Here is a 21,182-nt window from a genome sequence, read left to right as displayed (position 1 = left end):
GTTCATACGAGAGGAGTATCCGCATGTTCTATATTTACTGCCCCTACTGCGGCGAACACCGTGAGGAAGAGGAATTCCACCCCAAGGGCCAGGCGCATATCGAGCGACCCAAGGAGCCCGAGGCGTGTAGTGACGAAGAGTGGGGGGACTACCTCTTCTTCCGCGACAACCCCCGAGGTGTGCATCACGAAATGTGGGTGCATGCTGTGGGTTGCCGCAAATTCTTCAACGTAACGCGCCACACGGTGAGCTACGAAATTCTCGAGACCTACAAAATGGGCGAGCAGCCGTCGATTACCGCCGACAGCCAGGGCCCGTCTCGTGAGGCCGCCGCGGTAAGCCAAAAAGAAGGAGTGCGGGCATGAGCCAGTCCAAGCAACAAGTGTTCCGCCTTAACGCAGGCGGCCGTATCGATCGCTCCCGCACGCTGAGCTTTACCTTTAACGGTCAACATTACCAAGGGCATCCAGGGGATACCCTGGCTTCAGCGCTATTGGCTAACGGTGTTGATATCGTTAACCGCAGCTTTAAATACTCGCGCCCCAGAGGCATCGTTGCCGCAGGTGCTGAAGAACCCAATGCCATTGTTCAATTGGGTAGCAGTGAAGCGGCCCAGGTGCCTAATGTGCGCGCCACTCAGCAGACGCTGTTTAACGGCTTGACTGCTCGAAGCACCAATGGCTGGCCTAATGTTCAACGTGACCTGATGGGCCTGTTCGGCAAGCTTGGGGGGCAGTTTATGCCGCCGGGGTTCTACTACAAGACCTTTATGGCCCCAGCGTCGATGTGGTTGACCTACGAAAAGTATATTCGTAAGGCGGCTGGTCTGGGCCGTAGTCCCATGGAAGCTGATCCGGATAGCTATGATCACTTTAATCAGCACTGCGATGTGCTGGTCGTTGGCGCTGGTGCGGCTGGCTTGTCTGCGGCGTTGGCTGCTGCTCGCAGTGGTGCACGAGTGATGCTTGCCGATGAGCAGGAGGAGGTGGGCGGATCGCTGCTGGATAGTCGCGAAACTCTGGATGGTAAGTCGGCAGATCAGTGGGTTGCTCAAGTGCTTGAGGAGTTAGCCGAGCATGAGAATGTCACGCTGCTACCACGCACTACCGTTAACGGGTACCACGATCACAATTTTGTGACTCTGCATGAGCGGCGTACTGAGCACTTGGGTGAAACGGCCTCTGTGATCAATGGCCATCGCCCGGTGCGCTCCCGCATGCACCGGGTACGTGCTGGTCAGGTGATTCTGGCCACAGGTGCTCACGAGCGGCCATTGGTGTATGCGGGTAACGATGTGCCGGGCAACCTATTGGCTGGCGCTGTATCGACCTACATTCGCCGTTACGGCGTGGCACCGGGCCGTAAACTGGTACTCTCCACCAGCAACGACTATGGCTACCGCGCTGCCCTGGACTGGAAAGAGTCTGGCTGCGAGGTTGTCGCTATCGTGGATGCCCGCGAGGCACCGGCGGGCGATTGGGTCGATGCCGCGCGCGCCCAGGGCATCAAGATTATTACCGGCAGCGCCGTTATCGAGGCGAAGGGCAGCAATCGGGTCACCGCAGCACGAGTCGCCAAGATCGATATTGAAGCTTTCAAAGTGAGCGGCCCGGTTCAGGAACTGGCCTGCGACACCATCGCCAGCTCCGGAGGTTACAGTCCGGTGATTCACCTGGCTTCCCACACCGGCGCGCGGCCTACTTGGCGTGACGATATTATCGGCTTTGTGCCGGGGCTGGTGAAGGGCGTGCAGGCGTGTGGCGGTGCTAATGGTACTTATGCGTTGGGTGAGGTACTCGCCGAAGGTGTTGAGGCGGGCATCAAAGCAGCAGCTGCCACGGGGCATGCTGCTCAGGCAGTCAATCTGCCTAGCGTCGAACGGCTCCAGCAGGGACCAGCGGTGGCTCTCTTCCAGGTGCCTCACGAGAAGCCAACGCTGCGCGGCCCCAAGCAGTTCGTCGATTTGCAGAACGACGTTACTGCGGCGGGTATCGAGCTGGCGACCCGGGAAGGCTTCGAGTCCATTGAGCATATCAAGCGCTACACCGCGATGGGCTTCGGTACGGATCAGGGAAAACTGGGCAATATCAACGGTATGGCGATTGCAGCCCGCAGCCTGAGGCGATCCATCCCAGAAGTGGGCACTACGGTGTTCCGTCCCAACTATACCCCGGTCACCTTCGGTGCCATCGTCGGTCGCCACTGTCGTGATTTGTTCGACCCTGAACGCTACACCGCACTTCATCAGTGGCACGTAGAACGCGGGGCTGAGTTTGAGGACGTCGGTCAGTGGAAGCGCCCCTGGTACTATCCACAGAAGGTGAATGGCACGACCGAGACGATGCACGAGGCGGTGGCTCGTGAGTGTCTGGCCGTGCGCGAGAAGGTCGGTATCCTCGATGCCTCGACGCTTGGCAAGATCGATATTCAAGGGCCAGATGCGCGTGAATTCCTGGCGCGGATTTACACCAACAAGTGGGAGAAGTTGGCAGTCGGCAAGTGCCGCTACGGCCTGATGTGCAAAGATGACGGTATGGTCACCGATGACGGCGTGACCAGCTGTCTTGCTGAAAACCACTTTTTGATGACCACCACCACCGGTGGCGCTGCAGCGATCCTGGAATGGTTGGAGTTATGGCATCAGACCGAGTGGCCGGAACTGGATGTCTACTTCTCTTCAGTGACTGACCACTGGGCCACCATGACCATCACTGGTCCGGAAGCGCGCAAGTTGCTCGCTGAGATCACTGATATTGATCTTGACCGCGATAGCTTTAAGTTTATGGATTGGCGGTCCGGGAAAGTGGCGGGGGTGCCTGCCCGAGTCTTCCGCATCTCCTTTACTGGTGAGCTGACCTTCGAGATCAACGTGCAAGCCAACTATGCCATGCACGTCTGGCAGACTCTGTTTAAGCATGGTGAGAAGTATGGCTTAACGCCCTATGGTACCGAAACCATGCACGTCCTGAGGGCTGAAAAGGGTTTCATCATTGTTGGTCAGGAAACCGACGGCTCCGTTACTCCGGAAGACCTGGGTATGCAATGGTGCGTAGGCTACGACAAGCCCTTCTCATGGATTGGCAAGCGAGCCCTGACGCGCAGTGATACCAAACGCGAAAATCGCAAGCAGTTGGTGGGGCTCAGGCCGAAGGACCCGAAGGTGGTACTCGAAGAGGGAGCCCAGATCGTGCTTGATCCTAAGCATGCGATCCCTATGCCGATGGTCGGACATGTCACTTCCAGCTACTACAGCCCGACACTGAAGTCAGGGTTTGCGCTAGCGGTGGTTAAGGGTGGCCTCCAGAAGTTGGGCGAAACAGTCTACCTACCGATGGCGGACGGCCAGACCTTTGAAGCCGAAATTGTCAGCACCGTTTTCTATGACCCCAAGGGAGAGCGCCAGAATGTCTAACGCGGCCACCTTCGACACCCGTACTGATACCGCTATCCCGGTAGAGTCCCCGTTAGCTTATAGCTATCGTCATAGCGGCGCTCCTCGGGCCGGCAGCTCAAGCCGACTTCAGCTACGCGAGAGGGCAATGCTTGGGCATCTGATCCTGCGGGGGGGCGCCATCGTTCTCGACGAGGCGGTGCGCGACGTGCTGGGAATTAGTTTACCAGGCCAACCCCAGGCGTTGGTGCAAGATGCCAGCGGTGAACGTTCTATCCAGTGGCTTTCCCCAGATGAGTGGCTGGTCATCGTACCCGGTGGCGAGGAGTTCCCATTAGAGACGCAGTTGCGTGAGCGTCTGGGGGACGCCCATTTTGCGATTAGTGATGTCAGCGGTGGCCAGACATTGCTAGAGCTTTCCGGTGAGGCGGCCCGAGAGCTGTTGATGAAAACGGTGGTCTACGATGTTCATCCTAGCAATTTCCCGGTGGGGAAGGGCGTCACTACTGTCTTCGCTAAGGCGACTACTATCCTTCGTCGCCCTAGTGAAGAGCGCTGGGAGTTAGTGGTACGGCGCAGTTTTGCCGACTACTGCTACCGCTGGCTACTGGATGCAGCAGCAGAGTATGACGTCAACGTACAACCATAAGCAGGCAGGCCGGAACAGCGTTCCGGCCGCTATCATCTGCCGCTAATAGAGATACATGCACTATGAGCCGAATGAGTGATACCTGGATTCTTGCCGCCCAGTGCCCAAGTCGTTTGGGGACGGTGGATGTCGTCACACGCTTTTTAAAAGAGCAGCAGTGTTACATCACTGAACTCAACTCTTTCGATGACCGGCTTGGCGGGCGCTTTTTTATTCGCGCCGAGTTTCGCCCAGAGCGAGATGAGTTTCATGAAGAGCGCTTTCACACCGATTTTTCAGCGCGGGCAAGCGAATTCGATATGCAGTTCGAATTGACGGCCCCTGGCAAACGCACCGGCACCGTGATTATGGTCTCCAAGGCCGATCACTGCTTGAATGATCTGCTCTACCGTTATCGGACAGGGCAGCTTCCTCTGGATATCAAAGCGGTGATTTCCAATCATCCTGATCTGGAGCCATTGGCCGCATGGCATGATTTGCCCTACCACTATCTGCCGATCACACCCGAGACGAAACTGCAGCAGGAGGCCCAGGTACGCGAAATCATCGCGGATACCGATGCTGAACTGGTGGTGCTGGCAAGGTATATGCAAGTGCTTTCACCTTCCATGTGTGAGCTATTAGCTGGACGGGCGATCAATATTCATCACTCGCTACTACCCGGCTTTAAGGGCGCCAAGCCTTATCATCAGGCCTACGAAAAGGGGGTCAAACTGGTTGGTGCAACGGCGCACTATATTAATAATGACCTTGATGAAGGGCCGATAATTGCCCAAGGGGTCGAGCCTGTGGATCACACCCATTATCCCGAGGATCTGGTTGCCAAGGGACGTGATATTGAGTGTCTAACCCTGGCCAGAGCGATTAGCTATCACTTAGAACGGCGCGTGTTTTTTTATTCAGGGCGCACGGTGGTTTTTGGTAACTAGTTTTTAAGAACTAACGCTTTCTACATAATGCTGTTGTTGGTAAACGTAAACAGTTAGAGCGCGCTTTTATAATTGGGTTGCTGTTGCTGCTAAGCTTTTTCCAGTGCACTAAGTAGCCCTTTGTTATGCGTAATCGTGATAAGTATTACTTAAAAGTGTTATTTGATAAGTATAAAAATAACATAAATAGAAGATAGTTAAGTTTCATTTATTATCATATCAATAACTTATTAAACTTTTCAGGCGCCGCCTGATTTTCCCCTGTTTATACGTCAAGAGGTGCTCCAATGCCTATCAGTGTTTTCGACCTTTTTAAGATTGGAGTAGGCCCCTCCAGTTCCCATACCGTCGGGCCCATGCAGGCAGCTTTTAAGTACGTAACAACCCTGCGCGAAAACAGCCTGCTCGATGAGGTAGGGCATCTTGAAGTCCATCTTTATGGCTCGTTATCCGCCACGGGTATCGGACATGCCACCGATAACGCGATTATTATGGGATTGATGGGCGAACGCCCTAGCACAATAGACCCCTCGATTATTGAGCCATCCATTCAGGCGCTTAAAGAGAGCCAATCACTACAGCTTGGCCGACAAAAAGCAGTGAAGTTTGTTTGGGAGAGTGACCTGTATTTCCATGAAGAGAGCTTGCCTCACCACCCTAATGCCATGAAGCTGGCGGCTTTTACGCACCAGAGCGAATTGGTGTATGAAAATACCTATTACTCGGTGGGTGGCGGCTTCGTGGTTGAACAAGCCCAGGTGGATATGCCGCTAGACGATTTGGGTGGCGTTACCATTCCTTACAACTTCGATACGGCAGACGAACTCTTGGCGCTATGTAAAAAAGAGCAGCTAAGTGTCAGCCGGCTGATGCTGGAAAATGAGAAAGTATGGCGGACGGAGGAAGAGGTCAGAAACGAACTGTGGCGTATCTGGCAAGTGATGTGTGAATGCATCGACAATGGATTAACCCACGAAGGGATACTGCCGGGCGGGTTAAAAGTTAAGCGCAGGGCTAAGCTGCTTCACCAGCGTCTTCAAGCGGCAGAGCAGAACGATTGCCTGATAGCCTCAACGTTCTCAGCGATGGAGTGGGTGAATATTTTTGCCCTCGCCGTTAACGAAGAGAATGCTGCAGGGGGGCGCATGGTAACGGCGCCCACCAACGGTGCGGCGGGCATTATTCCAGCCGTCTTACACTATTATATGAAGTTTCAGCCCAATGCCAGTGAGAAAAGCGTGGTGGATTTTTTATTGGCGGCAGGCGCCATTGGCATTCTTTGCAAGAAAAATGCCTCGATCTCCGGAGCCGAAGTAGGCTGCCAGGGAGAGGTTGGCTCAGCTTGTGCCATGGCAGCTGCTGGCTTGGCTGATGTGATGGGGGGAACGCCCGAACAAGTCGAGCATGCGGCCGAAATCGGCTTGGAGCACAATTTAGGATTAACTTGTGACCCTGTTGGTGGGTTGGTTCAGGTTCCTTGTATTGAGCGCAATGCCATTGCAACGGTAAAGGCGATTAATGCCGCTCAAATGGCCTTGCGTGGCGATGGTACTCACTTCATATCGTTAGATAAGGTAATTCGGACCATGCGCGATACAGGCAGAGATATGTTGGATAAGTATAAAGAAACATCCAAAGGCGGATTAGCCGTTAATGCCATTGAGTGTTAATAAGGGATTGATGAACGATTGCTGGCCTTCAGTGTGACGCTTGTTTAGGATTAATGCTGTCCTTTAATAAAAAACTAGCGAGCCGCTCTCATGAAGCCTGAAACTATTGCCCTCCATCATGGCTATTCGCCTGACTCACAAAATGCTGTTGCCGTGCCGATTCATCAAACAACGTCGTTTTCATTTGATAACGCCCAGCACGCAGCGGATCTCTTTGATCTGAAAGTGGAAGGCAATATTTACTCGCGCATTATGAATCCAACCTGCGCTGTGTTGGAGCAGAGAGTGGCTGCGCTGGAAGGGGGAATTGCTGGTTTGGCGGTGGCCTCTGGCATGGCGGCGATTACCTATGCCATCCAGACCATCGCTGAAGCAGGAGATAATATCGTCTCGATTAGCGAGTTGTATGGTGGTACTTACAACCTGTTTGCCCACACCTTGCCACGCCAAGGCATTGAGGTGCGGTTTGCTGACAAGGACGATATCGGTGGCATTGAAGCGCTGATTGATGAGCACACTAAAGCGGTTTTCTGCGAGAGCATCGGTAATCCATCTGGTGGTGTGGTAGACCTGCAAAAACTGGCTGAAGCAGCGCATCGCCATGGGGTGCCGGTGATTGTTGATAATACGACTGCAACACCGTTTTTGTGTCGGCCAATTGAACATGGAGCAGATATTGTCGTTCACTCTGCGACCAAATATATTGGCGGCCACGGCACCACGGTTGGCGGTGTGATTGTTGACTCAGGTAAATTCCCCTGGGCGGCAAATGCGAAACGTTTCGCGCTGCTTAACGAGCCGGATATCTCCTATCATGGGGTTAGCTATACCCGTGATGTGGGAGAAGCGGCGTTTATTGCCCGGGCTCGCGTAGTGCCGCTACGCAATATGGGCGCGGCGCTCTCTGCCCAGGCCGCCTGGAACCTGCTGCAGGGGCTAGAAACGCTGTCGCTGCGCATTGAACGCATTTGTGCCAATGCGTTAGCCGTTGCCAAGCACCTGGAAAGTCATCCGTTAGTGAAGTGGGTGCACTACGCAGGCTTGGAAAATCACCCCGATCATGCGTTGGCCCAGCATTACATGAATGGCCATGCCTCGGGGATTCTTAGCTTTGGTATTGAAGGTGGGCAGGCCGCAGGTGAGCGCTTCTACGATGCTCTATCACTCATTCTGCGCTTAGTGAATATTGGTGATGCCAAGAGCTGTTCTTCTATTCCGGCCTCCACTACGCACCGCCAGTTAAATGAGCAAGAATTAAAGGCCGCTGGCGTCACTCCGGATATGGTGCGCTTGTCGATCGGTATTGAACATATCGACGACCTGCTGGCGGATATTGATCAAGCTCTAGCGGCTTCTCAAGGGTAGAGCACCTCTGACTTAGCAGTTAGCTGCCGACGCTTTTTATGTGACTGCTTCCTTCCCAGGTGGGCAAGCCTCCATTGGCAGGAACCGATAGTCCTTCGGCCTGTAATTGGATAATCCCCTGCCTGATCGCGGCATTGATGCCGCGATCATGTGCCGTTGCACGCGCGGTCCACTTCCAGTAGCACACCGACAACAGCAGGGCGTCTGCCTACCAAGGGACGTTGCTGCTGAGCATGTTTTCATGTGATTGCTCGTGCACTGTATCCAATATTTCATCAATATTTTCACTACCAGGAGAGAAGGCGTTGGAGCTAAAGGAAATGTCGAAACAAAATTCACCAGCTAATGTTAAAAGTGGCTATGGAGAAGATTGAGAAAGTAACACAAGCAAATGATGTGAGGTAGGCAGAGGAAAGAGGCGTCAGATAAAAGTAGCAAAATGGCTTGGTGTGCTCGAAATACCCAACAAAACCAACTAAAGAGGGAAGGGCCATGAAAACTAATACTACCTTATTAACTCACCGTCTCAAGGCTGTTGCATTGGCTAGCGTCCTAATGTTTCCAGCCGCACAAAGTGTCCTGGCGGATGACATTGTTGAACAGATCGAACTGGGTCTTGAGTTGTATAACGAACAAGAGTATGGCGCAGCGATTACCGAGCTGGAGTTTGCCATTGAAGATATGCGCAAATTGATGTCTGGGCAGATTGCGCAAACTTTCCCGGATGCCCCGGATGGTTGGACGGCACAGGAAGCAACGTCAAGTAGTGCAGGTAGTGGAGCAGCGGCCATGTTTGGCGCTGGCGGTACTTCACTTGAACGTATTTATCAGCAGAATGACGGCAATGGTCAGTTAACGGCCAGCATGATGCTTGATAGTCCTCTGATACAAAGCATGGGGGCGCTGTTCAACAATCCTGCAATGATTGCCGCTCAACCCGATATGGAGCGTATTCGCCTGGGGCGTGAAGCCGCCGTAGTGAAATGGGAACCTGAACGCTCCCGCGCAGAGGTTACACTAATGCTCGATGGGCGCATCATGTTGCAGGTGAGTGGTGAAAACCTCGATTCACAGGATGTTGCGATTGATCTGATGCGTGACTGGGATCTTGCTGCTGTGCGTGAGCAAAGCGCTCGCTAGGGACGCTGGTCAGAGTATCTAACCACTGACTAAACAGACTATCAAAGAGGAGCAGTGCAATGATAAATCAACAACGGCTTATGAGTTGTGCACTACTAATGGGCGGTTTGATGTTGGCGGCTGGGCATGTGCTGGCTGATGAGATCAGTGGAACACTGGGTGGAGAGCCTAAGCAGTGGCATGTTATTACTCATGCAGATGGTTCAACCGCTAATTTTAGTGAACTGATGCCAGGCATGACGGATGTCACCATCCAAGGCCATCGAGAACAGGAATTCGCAACTCAGGGCACGTTGAGCATTAGCTTTATGGTGATGGACGGTGAAGCCAACAGTGCCGTGGTGACTTATTTCCCAGAAAGCTCAATCCTGCCCCACTATGGAACCGAGGATGAGGTGCCAATCGAGTTAGAATTGCTCGATATTGACGGCGATACTGGCCGAGCAAAAGGGCACATTACGGCTTCGCTTACCCATGTGACTTCTATGTCAGAGGGGCATGACCACAGTGATACGATGGATATTGACGTCTCTTTTGATGTAGCTCTGGCACGTGAAGAGTAGTGGTGAAAGTGGTGAAGCCCAGGTGCGTAACCTCCTGACGCCATGAATCTTATCGAAGGCCTGCGATCACTGGATCTGATCCGCTTTTATAAAGGCGTTCTGATCCTGTACATGTGATAGGGGTGTGGGCATGGTGTGCGTGTCGGTATGGTCGGTGTGTAGAGATTGCCGTCAAATTGCCAGCTGGTTTTACCAGCTGGCTGAATTTGTGTTCAGGAGGTATTCGGTAATATGCTGATGTTCGCTATTTTTTTCATGATATTTGTGGGTGTGACGACCGCTTTATACCAAGTATATGAAACGCACTACAGTATAAATGCTGGTAATCAAAAGAGGTTGTCAGATACTGATAAAAACTATTTAAAAGAGCTCTCTGAAAAGGCAAAAGTTACCACGCAACCAAGTGTGTATTCAGATTTTGGCCAAATGATTGATAATATTTTCGGTCCTCAGTTTGACCGGAAAGTAGCATTAAAGGCATTTACTGAAAAAGAGGAGAGTACTTATGCGATCCCCTTGTTACGAAGGAAAGCAAGACTAAGTTATAACGGTAATGTGAAAGTTCGTCATCTTCCTTTCTGGAGGACCAGACTACCTAGCGTGGATGTTCGCGGGATGTTAATTACCCTGGTGATTGTGAACTGCTTCTTGATCCAATTGCTAGGTGCTATGAGTATCTATACCGTTCATTATGAAGTGTCGATGCCCCTGTTGGTCTGGCTGAATGATCCGTTAATAGTCATGCTATCCATTTATGCACTGATCTTATTAACTTATGTTATTTCAAGGCTTGATATGTATATGCATGATATTTACCAGCTCGGAAGATTATTTTTAAACAAAACTGTTGATGAGAGTGATCAGAGCCGAGAGTGCATGTAGCAAAATTCTGCGTAAACCTCCGCCAATTGTGCGGGACACAAGCTGGAACCGAACCGCCCTGCGGTCCTGTTCCAGTATGGCCTGGCGCTGCATAGTAGTGTCCGCCAGCCAGTAGAAGCCACCACAGGCCAGCGTTAGTGCATGATAAAGGCGTGGAAGTTACTTCAATAAAAGCGGGCGAATCAGTAAAGTGTTAAACAGGATACCGTAAGCGGGATTTAGCTTAACCATAGGCAACCATAATAATGACAGCGACTTACAAATTCCTGATTGCCGACGACCATCCCCTGGTGCGCGAGGCTATGGCACGTGTGGTCCGTGAGGCTTATGCAGATGCTGACGTTATCGAAGTGGAAAACTTCGATGCGGCCCTCGCCCATGCTCAGCAAGACTCTGATATTGATTTGATATTGCTAGATTTAAATATGCCGGGAATGAACGGCTTAACGGGACTTTTGCAGCTGCGCAACGAGCAACCCACTATTCCAGTGGTGATTGTCTCGGCTGAAGAGGATAAGCAGATTATCCTTCAGGCGGTCTCCTGTGGTGCGGCGGGGTTTATTACCAAGTCATTGCCTCGTGATCAGATGTGCCTCGCCATTGCCCAGGTGCTGGAGGGGAATATCTTTCTGCCTGCCGAGGCCATGCGTGCCCCAGATAGCATTCACAAGCGCCGTCACCAGGAGCAGGGCTTTACTGCAGAGCAGCTACGACTGCTCACCCGTAAACAGCTGCAAGTGCTAGAGCACATGACCCGTGGCGAATCCAATAAGATGATTGCTTATCACCTGAATATTGCCGAAACCACGGTGAAGGCCCATGTGTCGGCTATTTTGCGCAAACTGGGGGTTACCAGCCGCGTACAGGCAGTTTTATCGGCTAACGATATCGATTTTTCACAGTTCCTCAATCGCTGACGAGATAGTGGCCAGTGCTATCCAGTCGGTGGGTTTGCCAGCGTCCGAAGGTGTTTAGCTGAGTTAGTAACTCGGTAAATGCTTCCGGGGTAAGGTTTTCCCACGCTAGCCGATGTAACGGCTGAACGGCACCGGAAAGTAGGCTTTGCCACTGGATGATCAGCGCGGCCAACGGCGTTTCAGGCGCTGTTGGAGTGGCTGGTTGTTTCCACTGAGTGCTATTCGTCCCTTGCCATAGGGCACCGGTAATCGCCTTAAGCGTTTCCTCAATAGAGCCTACGTCTTCGTTGGTTTGGGTTTGCACCACATAGCCCAGCGAGCAGGGCGCACCATCGCCCCTACGAACCGCTGCCACATAGCCCAAGCGATGTTTGTCGCGTGCCTGTTGAAAAAATAGTGCGCTGTGATGCGTTTCCGCGACCGCTAATAGCCAGCGTTGAACAGGCGTGCCTGGTAAACGCAGCGTGCGCATTACTGCGGTACTCGCTGGGTGGGAACCGGCGGCTGATGGAGTGCCTCCAGATATGTTGCCAGCATAGGTTGGTAAGCGACTAACGAGGTCGGCAACTGCCTGAGTGATTGTGCCTGACTCCGCCTGATGGGAGACCCATACCGCTGGCGTGGCAGGCAGTGACATTAGGCGCTGTATCAATTGTTGAGCTAGCAGCCCTTCTTGGGCTGCGGGTAGCGCTAATGTCGCTGCTTCCAACAGCGCCAGCATGGCATGGTTCGCCCTGCTGCCGACGACCATCACCCAACTGCCGCGAGGCGAGTTCTCCTGCTTGAAGACCATACCCTGACGGGCTAGCCACTGAGCGATTAGTGGGCTGGGTACGATCACTGCTCCAGGTATAAAGCAGGCCGCCCAGGCATCATCGGTAAGCGTATTGAAATCAGCCTGAACATCGTACTGGCCATACCAACACTGCACTGTGGGGGGAGGTGTTGGCTTTATGTCAAAAGTGGCAGCAGCAGGGGCCGTTGGCGCATCTCCTATTAGCCAGCGAGCATTGCCAATGGTGAACATAGAACCCGCTAATGGCTGGTGGTTAGCAGGTAGCGTGGCGTAGCGGCGAGCAACTGCTTGGTGGCGGGCGTGTGCAAACCAAGCAGGGGCTAGCTGTACGGTATCGGTAGGTGGTTGCCAAGCGTTGCCACGTTCGCGAAGTATGTCAAAGCCTAGACCACTGATGCATTGGTTGAGCTGGTCGGTCAGCGGTGCCAGCACTGCGTCTGGTTGTAAAGCACCGCTAAGCTGCAGGCTAAAGCTATCCGTTGCCCCAGCAGGGGCGGTAGTGGCGTGGTAGTGAGTAACCGAATCAGGCAGCTGCTCAGCTAAGTGGCCCTGGTTTAGCGAATCAGCTAAGTTGATAAGGGCGCTAAACTGATGATATGAAGTGACCGACGGCAGTGGCCAGAAATACTCAACGTTATTGTTAGCCCCTCTCTCGTTAGACTCTCTCACCTTTGCGTTGGGTAAGCGGCCCCAGCGGGGCGTTATGGCTAGCGTTGGTGCTTGAGGTGGCGGTGGGGTAAACAACGCTGCCATGTGTTCGGCAAGGCTGCCCATCTCTTCCATGGGCCAGGAGCTGATCATCGCGATGCTAACGCGGCCGCCGTGGTAATGGTCGCGGTGAAATCTGGTCAGCATCTTTAATAGTGCCTCTGCGTCCTGGCCCAGCGTTTGTGCGTTGCCGTGACGGCAGCCTGCACCGATGTGCTGTGGGTTAGCCAATGCCGCGAGAGCATCCAGGCGCTGCATCTGGCGGCTATGTTGGCGAGCTTGCCACTCGGCATCAATGGCCGCGACCTCGGCGTGAATAGTCGGTAGGGGCATACGTGGGTTGGCCAGCTGGGCGGCAACCGTTATCGCTGCCGCTGCTAGCTTGCTGACCGGTATCGAAAAGTGCACATCGGTGACGTAGTCATCCGTGCGGGCGTTCAGTCTGCCCTGGTGCTGGGTAAACCAAGCTAGCAGACTGGTATTAGGTGATGCAGCCAGCGGGGCAGTGGAGAGCACGTGCTCCAGCAAGTGGGCCAACCCTGGTAGGGCGTGTGGCTCATCCAGATAGCCTGCCGAAATAGCGATACTGACGTGAGCGCGGGCTAAGTGTGGCGCGTGGGCCAGTACTCCCTGCGCTCCGTTAGGCAGTGAGGTATAAGCCTGGGGAAAGCTCAGCCTAGCCATTGAGCAGACTACGCAGCAGTGCGCGTAGTTTTCCAGGGCGTACCGGCTTGTTTAGCTGCGGCACGCCCGCATGGCGAAGTCGGCGTTGCCAGTGGTCGGAGCGGTCGGCGCTGAGAATAGCGGCTGGTAAGTGTGGGTCATGCCAGTGCTGGCGCAGCTGTCGAATGGCCTCCAGGCCAGTGACGTTGTCGTCTAAGTGCAGGTCTACTAACAGCATATCTGGTGCCTCCTGGCAGGCTTTTGCAGCATCCAGGTCCAGTGCGGTATCGCAACTGATTTGCCATTCGCTTAGCAGTAGTGCCATACCTTCGAGAATAGTCGGCTCGTTATCCAGTATCAGTACGCGAAGCCCTTCGAACTCATCGCCAGCCGAAGGCGGTGCGCTGGGGGAGGGTATTTGGCTAAAGGAGATGCCGCTGGCTCGGGGCACCTCAACTGCAAAACAGGAGCCCTGGCCCGGCGCTGAACGTACAGCAAGCGGATGCTCGAGGCGCTGGCTAATCCGTTCCACAATGGCAAGCCCCAGACCTACACCTTGGCGATCCCGTGCGCGGGTGGCGTTGAGCTGGTGAAACTCACGGAAAATAAGCTGATATTCACTTTCGGGAATACCGATACCACTATCGACCACTTGAATGGCCAGCCTATCGTCACTATGACGGCGAACGCCTAGGCAGATGCCGCCGCGCTGAGTATAGCGACAGGCGTTAGCAAGAAAGTTGCGCACAATACGGCTGAGTAGATAAGGGTCGCTGGTTACCGCTTGATGTGAAGGTACATAGCGCAGCGTTAGCCCCTTGCGCTGCGCTACTGGAGCAAACTCATCGGCGAGATTGCACAGGATATCGTCGAGTTTAAAGTGGCGCAGTTGGGGTTGCACTTGACCATGGTCCAGACGGGAGATATCCAGCAGGTCGGAAAGAATCGCTTCGGCACCTTCCAATGAATTTTGCACGCTTTCAATCAAGGCTAAGTTATCGCTGTCGGTCAGCCGTTCCTGCAGCGAAGCCACGAGTAACCGTGCAGCGTTCATCGGTTGCAATAGGTCGTGGCTAGCGGCGGCTAAGTAGCGGTCTTTGCTCTGATTCGCAAACTCAGCGGCATCGCGGGCGCTTCTAAGCGCTTCGTTGAGCCGTTCAAGTTCCTGGGTGCGGTCAGCTACCCGTGCTTCCAAGTGGGCATTGAGTGTTTCTAAATGCTGGCGGGCACGCTCACGTTCGGTAATATCTGCCACAAAGCCCTCGATCAGGTCTTCGTCGCCGGCAAGTTCGGCGGGCTTCTTGATCAGCGTAATGGCGACGGGCACTTGGTTACCAGAAGCCCCCTGTAGCAAGGTGGTTTGGCATGTTACGTGTCCTTGAACGATCAGCAGGTCGCGTAGCTGCTGGCCAGTTGTGCTACTGACAAATAGCGCGTCAAAGCGCGCACAACGCTCTAGCGTATGCGCTACGCTAGGGTCGTCGAGCATGGCGGCGAGCGCGGGGTTAGCAGCGCGCAGCGTGCCGGAAAGCGATGCTTGAAAAATACCGTGTAGCGCGTTTTCAAATAGCCATTTATAGCGGTTGCGCTCAACCTCAAGCTCTTCTAAACGCACAGAAAGCTCACGATAGTAGCTTTTGCGTGCTGACTGCTGACCGAGCCCGAGCAGGTCGCTGACCGAAAAACCTGACGGGTCGTTGGCTTTTTTCATAGCGCCTCTTCGTACACCACTGCCACGTCTCGTGAGTTGGAGCGGCGAGGGTTGGTCAATATGCAGGGATCGCCTAGCGCATGGTTGGTAAGAAACGGCACGTCGCTGCGTGAGACACCCATCTTGCCAAGCGTCCCCCCTAGGCCAACTGCGTGCTTTAAATCGACTAGGTACTGGAACAGCGCCTGTTTGACCTGCTGCTGTGACAGCCCCCGGCAGTCGATGCCGACTGCCTCGGCGACCCGTTTAAAGCGCTCTGGTGCGGCTTCGTAGTTATAGGCGACCACGTGTTCTAACAGCATCGCATTGCACAGGCCATGGGGTAAATCTAAAAAGCCGCCCAAGCTATGGGACATAGCGTGTACCGCTCCCAGGATGGCATTAGAAAATGCTAGCCCCGCTTGCATGCTGCCCAGCATTACCTGGGCGCGCAGCTCGCCGTCGGCGGGGTTGGCGACCAGCGCTTCGAGATGGCTGCTAATCAAACGCATAGCTTCTAAAGCATGGGCATCAGTGAGTGGGCCACTGCCGGTTGAAACGAAGGCTTCAATGGCATGCACTAACGCGTCAACCCCGGTGCAGGCGGTGAGGTAGGGCGACATGGTCATGGTGACTTCAGGGTCGATCAGCGACACATCCGGCACCACTGCCTTGCTGATGATTGAGAACTTCATGCGGCGCTGCTGATCGGAAATAATCGCAAACTGAGAAATATCCGCCGAGGTGCCCGCCGTTGAAGGAATAAAAATCAGTGGAGGAATCGGCACGCGAATGGTATCCACACCCTCGAAGTCGAGAATGTGGCCGCCGTGGGCGGTGACGATGCCAATCCCCTTGGCGCAGTCCATGGGGCTGCCGCCGCCTATCGCCACAATCGCCTTGCAGCCGGTTTCTCGATAGATCTCGGCACCGGCCATAATCTCATCGACCCGTGGGTTGGGCGATACGGCAGTAAAGCGTTCAACAGCAATGTTGGCTTCCAGCAGTTTAGCTTCAATATCGGCAACCCAGCCTGCCAGCAGCACGCCTGGGTCGGATACCAGGAGCACCTTTTCTGCGCCAAAGGTGGTGGCGTAGTTGCCTGCAGCGTGGCGTGCCCCGTCGCCAAAAATAATTTCAGGAGCGACAAACTTACGCAGCTGTGTGAGTGGCGATGTCATGGGTCGGTCCTGCTTATCGTTGTTAACCATTATCTTAAGCACCTTCGGGGGTTGTGGCGCTACGACCTTGGTGCTGTCGCTATAGGGTAAACGTGCGTCGTTGATACAAGTGCTCATACAAGTACTGATGCAAGTACTGATGCAAGTACTGATGCAAGTACTGATGCAAGTACTGATGCAAGTACTGATGCAAGTACTAAGGCAAGCGTTGTTAGAAATGTTGATAAAAGCGTAGCTCACGGTCCAGCATGGTTTGGCGGGCTGTCGGGTGGCGAATACCGTGGCGTTCGTTAGCAAACAGCAGCGTGTGAGCTTGGCCACCATAGTGCTCAATGTGCCGCGCCATGGCGTGGGTCTGTTCCGGCACCACGACAGTGTCTTGGCCACCCTGAATAAACAGTGCCCGCAAAGGGCGTTTGCAGCGGGTGAGCTGATAGGCAGGACTGCGCTGGGTGAGCAGAGAGTCGTTGCCAATTAGCCAACTCAAGTAGCCGGACTCAAAACGGTGCGTTTTTGCCGCTAGCGTTAACGCATCGGTCACGCCGTACAGGCTCGTCGCCGCAGCAAATAGCGAGGTGGCCGCCAGGGCATTGAGTGCAGTGAACCCGCCAGCGCTTTGGCCACGAATAAAGCAGCGCGCTGAGTCTATCGGAAAGCGTGTGCAGGCAGCATCAACCAGGGCAGTCACATCGTCGGTATCACTGATGCCCCACTGGCCTGCTAAACACTCTCGGTAATGGCGGCCAAAGTTACCGCTGCCCCGTGGGTTGATATCCAGTACATGAAAGCCCTGCTGCTGCCAATAAGCGACCAGCGGGTCGTAGATCGGGTAAGTGGCGGCGGTTGGTCCGCCGTGAACGCGCACGATTAGTGGTGCAGAGTCGTCGGCAAGCGCTGGGTAGAAAAAACCTTGAACCGTTTCGCCTGCGTTGCCAACCGGGGCTTCCAGCCACTGGGCAGGGGTCGTCGTCAGTGTCAATGGCCGGCCCACCAGGCGATGGTGTGAGTGCTCTTCAGCAAAGCGTATAAGCTGGGCGCCACTGGTAGCGCTTTGCACAATCGCGTAGTCGCCGTGCTCGGCCAGCGCGATGCTCGCCACGCGGCCAGGCTCGGTTAGGAGAGTTGCCTTCTGCTCGCCGGTGCGCCGGTAAAGGTGAGCCGCTCCCTGGTGCAACTGGCAGTAGATTTGCCGATGGTCTCGCCAGGCGTGCTGACGTTCGCCCAACTGCCACGGTGTGGAGATGTGATCGACGGGGTCATCACTGAGGCAACGTGGGGTGGTCAAGTTAACCTGCCAGGGTTGCCACCAGCCAGTGTGGTCACTCATACAGATCAGCGCGTTGCGAGGGCCGAATTGCGGCTGGCTAAGTGCTGCGCCAAAATCCCAATGCTGAGTCTCTGTGAGCTGGCCGCTGGGTGTCATCTGGGCGAGGTATATTTGGCTGCGCTGCCAAGGCATATGGGGTAGTGACCAACGTACCCAGGCTAAATAGTTGCCATCGTCGCTTAATATCGGCGCGCCGTAGAAATCAGCCCCTTCTGTCAATATCTGTCGATTACTGCCTGTAATGGCCACCAGACGCTGCCCATGGACATCTTCTTCCACCGCCAATATCCGTTGGCGTTTAGGGTCAGCGCATAGTCCGCCGTAGGCGGTTTGCGGGCGCTTCTGCCAGCAGTGGCTGACACCTTGGTCGTCGGTGTGCATGATGGCCTGGTCATGCTGGCGTACCCATATGACATCACCTAGCAGGGGCGTATAGCTGCCGCCACCATACTGGTTCACACGGCTACCTACCGCATCGTTTACCAAGCAGTGCGGCGGCTCGCTGCTGTCGGCACGCCATTGCCAAAGCTGCATGGTGCCGGTCAGTGGGCAACGGGCCAGCCAGTAAATAGCCTGGGCGTCACTGTGCAGCTCGGCCAATGTGTCGGTGGGTTCGGCGGCATCTGCCAGGGTAAGCAGCATTGGTGTGCTCCTTATGGTGGAGTGTCCCACAGCAGCCGAGCTTCGTAACGGGGATAAAGCTGCATAATGCTGCGGGTGAGCTCGTATTCGGCGAGTGCCAGGGCGCTGAACGCGCCGGGGATCTCGACGGCCAGTGCGTGATTTGCCCCTAACCCTTCGCTCGCCACTGCGCTTAAGTGTTGGTCCAACCAGGCGAGATAGCCCGCCGTTTGATCAATAATTGTGTCGGGATGCGCGCTGGGGCCGTGGCCCGGTATAGCAATTTTGGCATCTAGGGTTCGTAGTTCGTTCAGTTCTTCCTGCCACTGGTGGAGGCCAGGGGTATGAGCGGTGGCAGCCGCGCGTTGGTAGAAACCCATATCACCTAGAAACAGCACGCCGGTGGAGTCATCCATAATGACCAAGTCTCCACCGCTGTGGCCGCCCAGAGCGAAAAGCGTGAGTGGGTAGCTCTCCAGCATGAGTTCGCCTGCTTCGACTACGTCGGGCAACGCGATGTGGGAGCGCTCAAGGGTGCGTCCGGTCAGTCGCTCTACGTTATCAATCAGTGCTTCACGATCCCGTGACATTAACGCGCGAGTGCTGGCTAAGGTGAGATGCTGTGCCTCGCCAAAGGCGGCGTTACCAAAAAAGTGGTCGGGATGGTGATGGGTATTGAGTACCCAGCGTACGGGTTGGGAGGTGTATTGAGCAATCAGTGTTTTTAATGCTTCGCCAAATGCCGGACTGCTGCCGCTGTCGATGAGAATGACGCCGTTGGGCGTGACAATAAACGCTTGGTTACCGATATGGCCGCAGTTGTTGCTAGAAAGCTCTTCTTTTAAGCCTTCCACCATCCAGGTGTTTTCCGCGACCTGTTGCGCCATGAGTGGACGTTCGCAAAACATGACGGATTCGCTGGCCGCCAGCGGCGTGATCAGCAGTGTGCTTAAGGCGGCCAGAAAACATGCTTTCATGGCTGTAAACCAATGGCAAAGCGGTTGCCGTTGTTGTCCTTGGCGCCAATCACATAGCCGCCTGGGGAGGGGCGCATATGTAACCCTAAGGTTGGGTTAGCGCTCACCGATGCTTCGATATCCAGTGTAGCAACCTGCTGGCCCTGTTGGTCGAGCAGCTCAAAGGACTGCACGTAGAAGGCCGGCTGGCTGGGAATCAAGCCGCTATCCATCGGGTGAGACAGCCGCACCCGTAGGCGCTGTTCTGCGTCATTGGCAAACAAGCGGCCCTGTAGCTCGCCGAAGGTGTTCTCCCAGTCGTTGTCGGCGGTGGCGATACCGGGAGTGGTGCAGCCGCCGCCTTCTGCTTCAATGTAAGTGCCTCCTACATACCAGGTCCCCCCCTGTTTCACCGCTACCCGCACGGCGGAAGCTTGTTCCAAGCGAATATTCAGCGATAGCTTGGCTAGGCCGTGACTCATTGGTGAGTAGCTAAACAGCTGAGGGATAGGGTTGAGATCCACCCAGGCGACGATGTTGGTAATCGGCTCGTCACTGACTTCCAGAGCGCTGGCGTCTAACTCAATAGGCACTTGTCCTGAGTCCTCGGCGAACCCTGGCGCGTTAACGATAACTCGCTCATCAAATACCACTGGGGAGTCACCCAGAAACCTTTCACGGTGGACGGGCCACATAAACGAATTAAGCGGGTCCTGCTCGGCGCTGCTAGCCGATGCTGCGTGAGCCATCGGTGCCAATGAGGTGACCAATAAGCAGGTCAGCGCCACGTAGGTCATGGCGAGTCGATAAGGGATAAACGCCTGGGTTGATAGAGCCATGATGCCTCCCGCTATGTGTGCTATTGGCCTTGAGTAGTTTCCATACTGACCGTTTCCAGCCAAGTGCGAATGGCCCATAGTCCTTCTTGGCTAACGTAATCGGACATACGTGGCATCAGTACGCGACCGTTGCGTTCGGCTCCGTTGGTGACCAACTCTTTGTACCACTCATCGCCCCACGTGCCGTTTTCCAACTCGCGTAGATCAGGAGCAATGCCACCGGATTTTGCCTCTAGCCCGTGGCAAGCAGCGCAATTACTGTTATAGGCACGGGCACCGATATCCACCGCTAGTTCGTGCTGGGGATGGTCTTCACGGTAGGGGTTCTCTTCCAGCCACTCGTCACCAAGGAGCTCTAGCCCTTTAATATCAACTGGCTGGGGGGTGACATCACCATGTGACCAAGCCAGCGGGGCTGCCAGCAGAGTAGCAAGGGCGATAGCAGCTACTTGGCCGGATAGGTTTGTGAAGCGCTGGGAAGCAGTTGTGAAGCTGTTCGTAGGTGGCGTTGTTGTCGGTATGGTTTTTATAAGCGCCGTTTTTGTACGTGCTGTTTTTGTACATGCTGTTTTTGTAAGTAGCGTTTTTGTAATAAGTAGCGTCATGGGAAAACTCCTCAAGGGGTCAGTGTCACATCACTTGAGTGAGCATAGGCAGGCCGACTTGCAACACCTATAGCACCTTAGGCATCGCTAGCCTCCTCCTTTGGAAGTAGTGCTAAATCAGGATGAGAACGCGACTGGAGGGGTAGGTTGGTTTTTTATCCGAGCTTCTAAGCTGAGCTTAGTCTTGCAAACACCACGCAAGCAGCAGCTTGGCCGCTTGATAGCCATTGCATTGTGATCATTACTCGGATGGAAAACCCATGACATACGCTTCCAATAACAACACGTTA

General features: G+C 54.5%; 17 protein-coding genes. 10 read left to right on the top strand and 7 right to left on the bottom strand.

What is annotated here, in order from left to right; genetic code table 11:
* Nucleotides 1-23 precede the first annotated feature (23 nt).
* The 10 genes from CPA45_RS11950 (at nucleotide 24) to CPA45_RS11905 (ending at nucleotide 11,506) form a co-directional block, all read left to right on the top strand.
* Complete coding sequence (locus CPA45_RS11950; protein ID WP_096651769.1) at nucleotides 24-365, top strand: sarcosine oxidase subunit delta; 342 nt, start codon at nucleotides 24-26, stop codon at nucleotides 363-365.
* Nucleotides 362-3,412, top strand: coding sequence for a sarcosine oxidase subunit alpha family protein (locus CPA45_RS11945; RefSeq protein WP_096651768.1), 3,051 nt, complete (start codon nucleotides 362-364; stop codon nucleotides 3,410-3,412). The genes CPA45_RS11950 and CPA45_RS11945 overlap by 4 nt, the downstream gene beginning before the upstream one ends.
* Complete coding sequence (locus CPA45_RS22975; protein ID WP_096651767.1) at nucleotides 3,405-4,040, top strand: sarcosine oxidase subunit gamma; 636 nt, start codon at nucleotides 3,405-3,407, stop codon at nucleotides 4,038-4,040. Before CPA45_RS11945 ends, CPA45_RS22975 begins: the two co-directional genes overlap by 8 nt.
* 62 nt (nucleotides 4,041-4,102) lie before the next feature.
* A complete protein-coding gene (gene purU / locus CPA45_RS11935; protein ID WP_096651766.1) occupies nucleotides 4,103-4,969 on the top strand; it encodes a formyltetrahydrofolate deformylase in 867 nt (288 codons plus the stop codon).
* A gap of 287 nt (nucleotides 4,970-5,256) precedes the next feature.
* Nucleotides 5,257-6,639: an L-serine ammonia-lyase gene (locus tag CPA45_RS11930; protein WP_096651765.1), complete on the top strand. Its 1,383-nt coding sequence runs from the start codon at nucleotides 5,257-5,259 to the stop codon at nucleotides 6,637-6,639.
* Nucleotides 6,640-6,729: 90 nt separating this feature from the next.
* A complete protein-coding gene (locus tag CPA45_RS11925) occupies nucleotides 6,730-8,004 on the top strand; it encodes an O-acetylhomoserine aminocarboxypropyltransferase/cysteine synthase family protein (RefSeq protein WP_096651764.1) in 1,275 nt (424 codons plus the stop codon).
* 492 nt (nucleotides 8,005-8,496) lie between these two features.
* Complete coding sequence (locus tag CPA45_RS11920) at nucleotides 8,497-9,144, top strand: hypothetical protein (RefSeq protein ID WP_096651763.1); 648 nt, start codon at nucleotides 8,497-8,499, stop codon at nucleotides 9,142-9,144.
* A gap of 59 nt (nucleotides 9,145-9,203) precedes the next feature.
* A complete protein-coding gene (locus CPA45_RS11915) occupies nucleotides 9,204-9,707 on the top strand; it encodes a hypothetical protein (protein ID WP_096651762.1) in 504 nt (167 codons plus the stop codon).
* A 231-nt stretch (nucleotides 9,708-9,938) separates the two neighbouring features.
* Nucleotides 9,939-10,589 carry a hypothetical protein gene (locus CPA45_RS11910; RefSeq protein WP_096651761.1) on the top strand — a complete coding sequence of 217 codons (651 nt, stop codon included), beginning with the start codon at nucleotides 9,939-9,941 and terminating at the stop codon, nucleotides 10,587-10,589.
* A gap of 245 nt (nucleotides 10,590-10,834) precedes the next feature.
* The gene (locus CPA45_RS11905; protein WP_096651760.1) at nucleotides 10,835-11,506 is read left to right on the top strand and encodes a response regulator; all 672 of its coding nucleotides are present in this window, start codon (nucleotides 10,835-10,837) and stop codon (nucleotides 11,504-11,506) included.
* Here the strand turns inward: CPA45_RS11905 and CPA45_RS11900 are convergent.
* From CPA45_RS11900 to pedF, 7 genes are all read right to left on the bottom strand, one after another.
* A complete protein-coding gene (locus CPA45_RS11900; RefSeq protein WP_096651759.1) occupies nucleotides 11,496-13,694 on the bottom strand; it encodes an insulinase family protein in 2,199 nt (732 codons plus the stop codon). The two genes, CPA45_RS11905 and CPA45_RS11900, sit on opposite strands and share 11 nt — an antisense overlap.
* Entirely contained in the window at nucleotides 13,687-15,384 is a 1,698-nt protein-coding gene (locus CPA45_RS11895; protein ID WP_096651758.1) for a PAS domain-containing hybrid sensor histidine kinase/response regulator, read from the bottom strand. Before CPA45_RS11895 ends, CPA45_RS11900 begins: the two co-directional genes overlap by 8 nt.
* Nucleotides 15,381-16,544, bottom strand: a complete 1,164-nt coding sequence (gene ercA, locus CPA45_RS11890) for an alcohol dehydrogenase-like regulatory protein ErcA (protein ID WP_096651821.1) — start codon at nucleotides 16,542-16,544, stop codon at nucleotides 15,381-15,383. Before ercA ends, CPA45_RS11895 begins: the two co-directional genes overlap by 4 nt.
* 211 nt (nucleotides 16,545-16,755) lie before the next feature.
* A complete protein-coding gene (locus tag CPA45_RS11885) occupies nucleotides 16,756-18,513 on the bottom strand; it encodes a S9 family peptidase (protein ID WP_096651757.1) in 1,758 nt (585 codons plus the stop codon).
* An 11-nt stretch (nucleotides 18,514-18,524) separates the two neighbouring features.
* A complete protein-coding gene (locus CPA45_RS11880) occupies nucleotides 18,525-19,469 on the bottom strand; it encodes a quinoprotein relay system zinc metallohydrolase 1 (protein WP_096651756.1) in 945 nt (314 codons plus the stop codon).
* Complete coding sequence (locus tag CPA45_RS11875; RefSeq protein ID WP_244287595.1) at nucleotides 19,466-20,287, bottom strand: quinoprotein dehydrogenase-associated SoxYZ-like carrier; 822 nt, start codon at nucleotides 20,285-20,287, stop codon at nucleotides 19,466-19,468. Before CPA45_RS11875 ends, CPA45_RS11880 begins: the two co-directional genes overlap by 4 nt.
* Before the next feature lie 20 nt (nucleotides 20,288-20,307).
* Nucleotides 20,308-20,727 carry a cytochrome c-550 PedF gene (pedF, locus tag CPA45_RS11870; RefSeq protein WP_096651819.1) on the bottom strand — a complete coding sequence of 140 codons (420 nt, stop codon included), beginning with the start codon at nucleotides 20,725-20,727 and terminating at the stop codon, nucleotides 20,308-20,310.
* Nucleotides 20,728-21,182: the final 455 nt, after the last annotated feature.

The organism is Vreelandella nigrificans (assembly GCF_002374315.1).
Lineage (GTDB): Bacteria > Pseudomonadota > Gammaproteobacteria > Pseudomonadales > Halomonadaceae > Vreelandella > Vreelandella nigrificans.
Note: the sequence above shows the minus strand (reverse complement) of the source record. Positions and strands in the feature narration are given on the sequence as shown.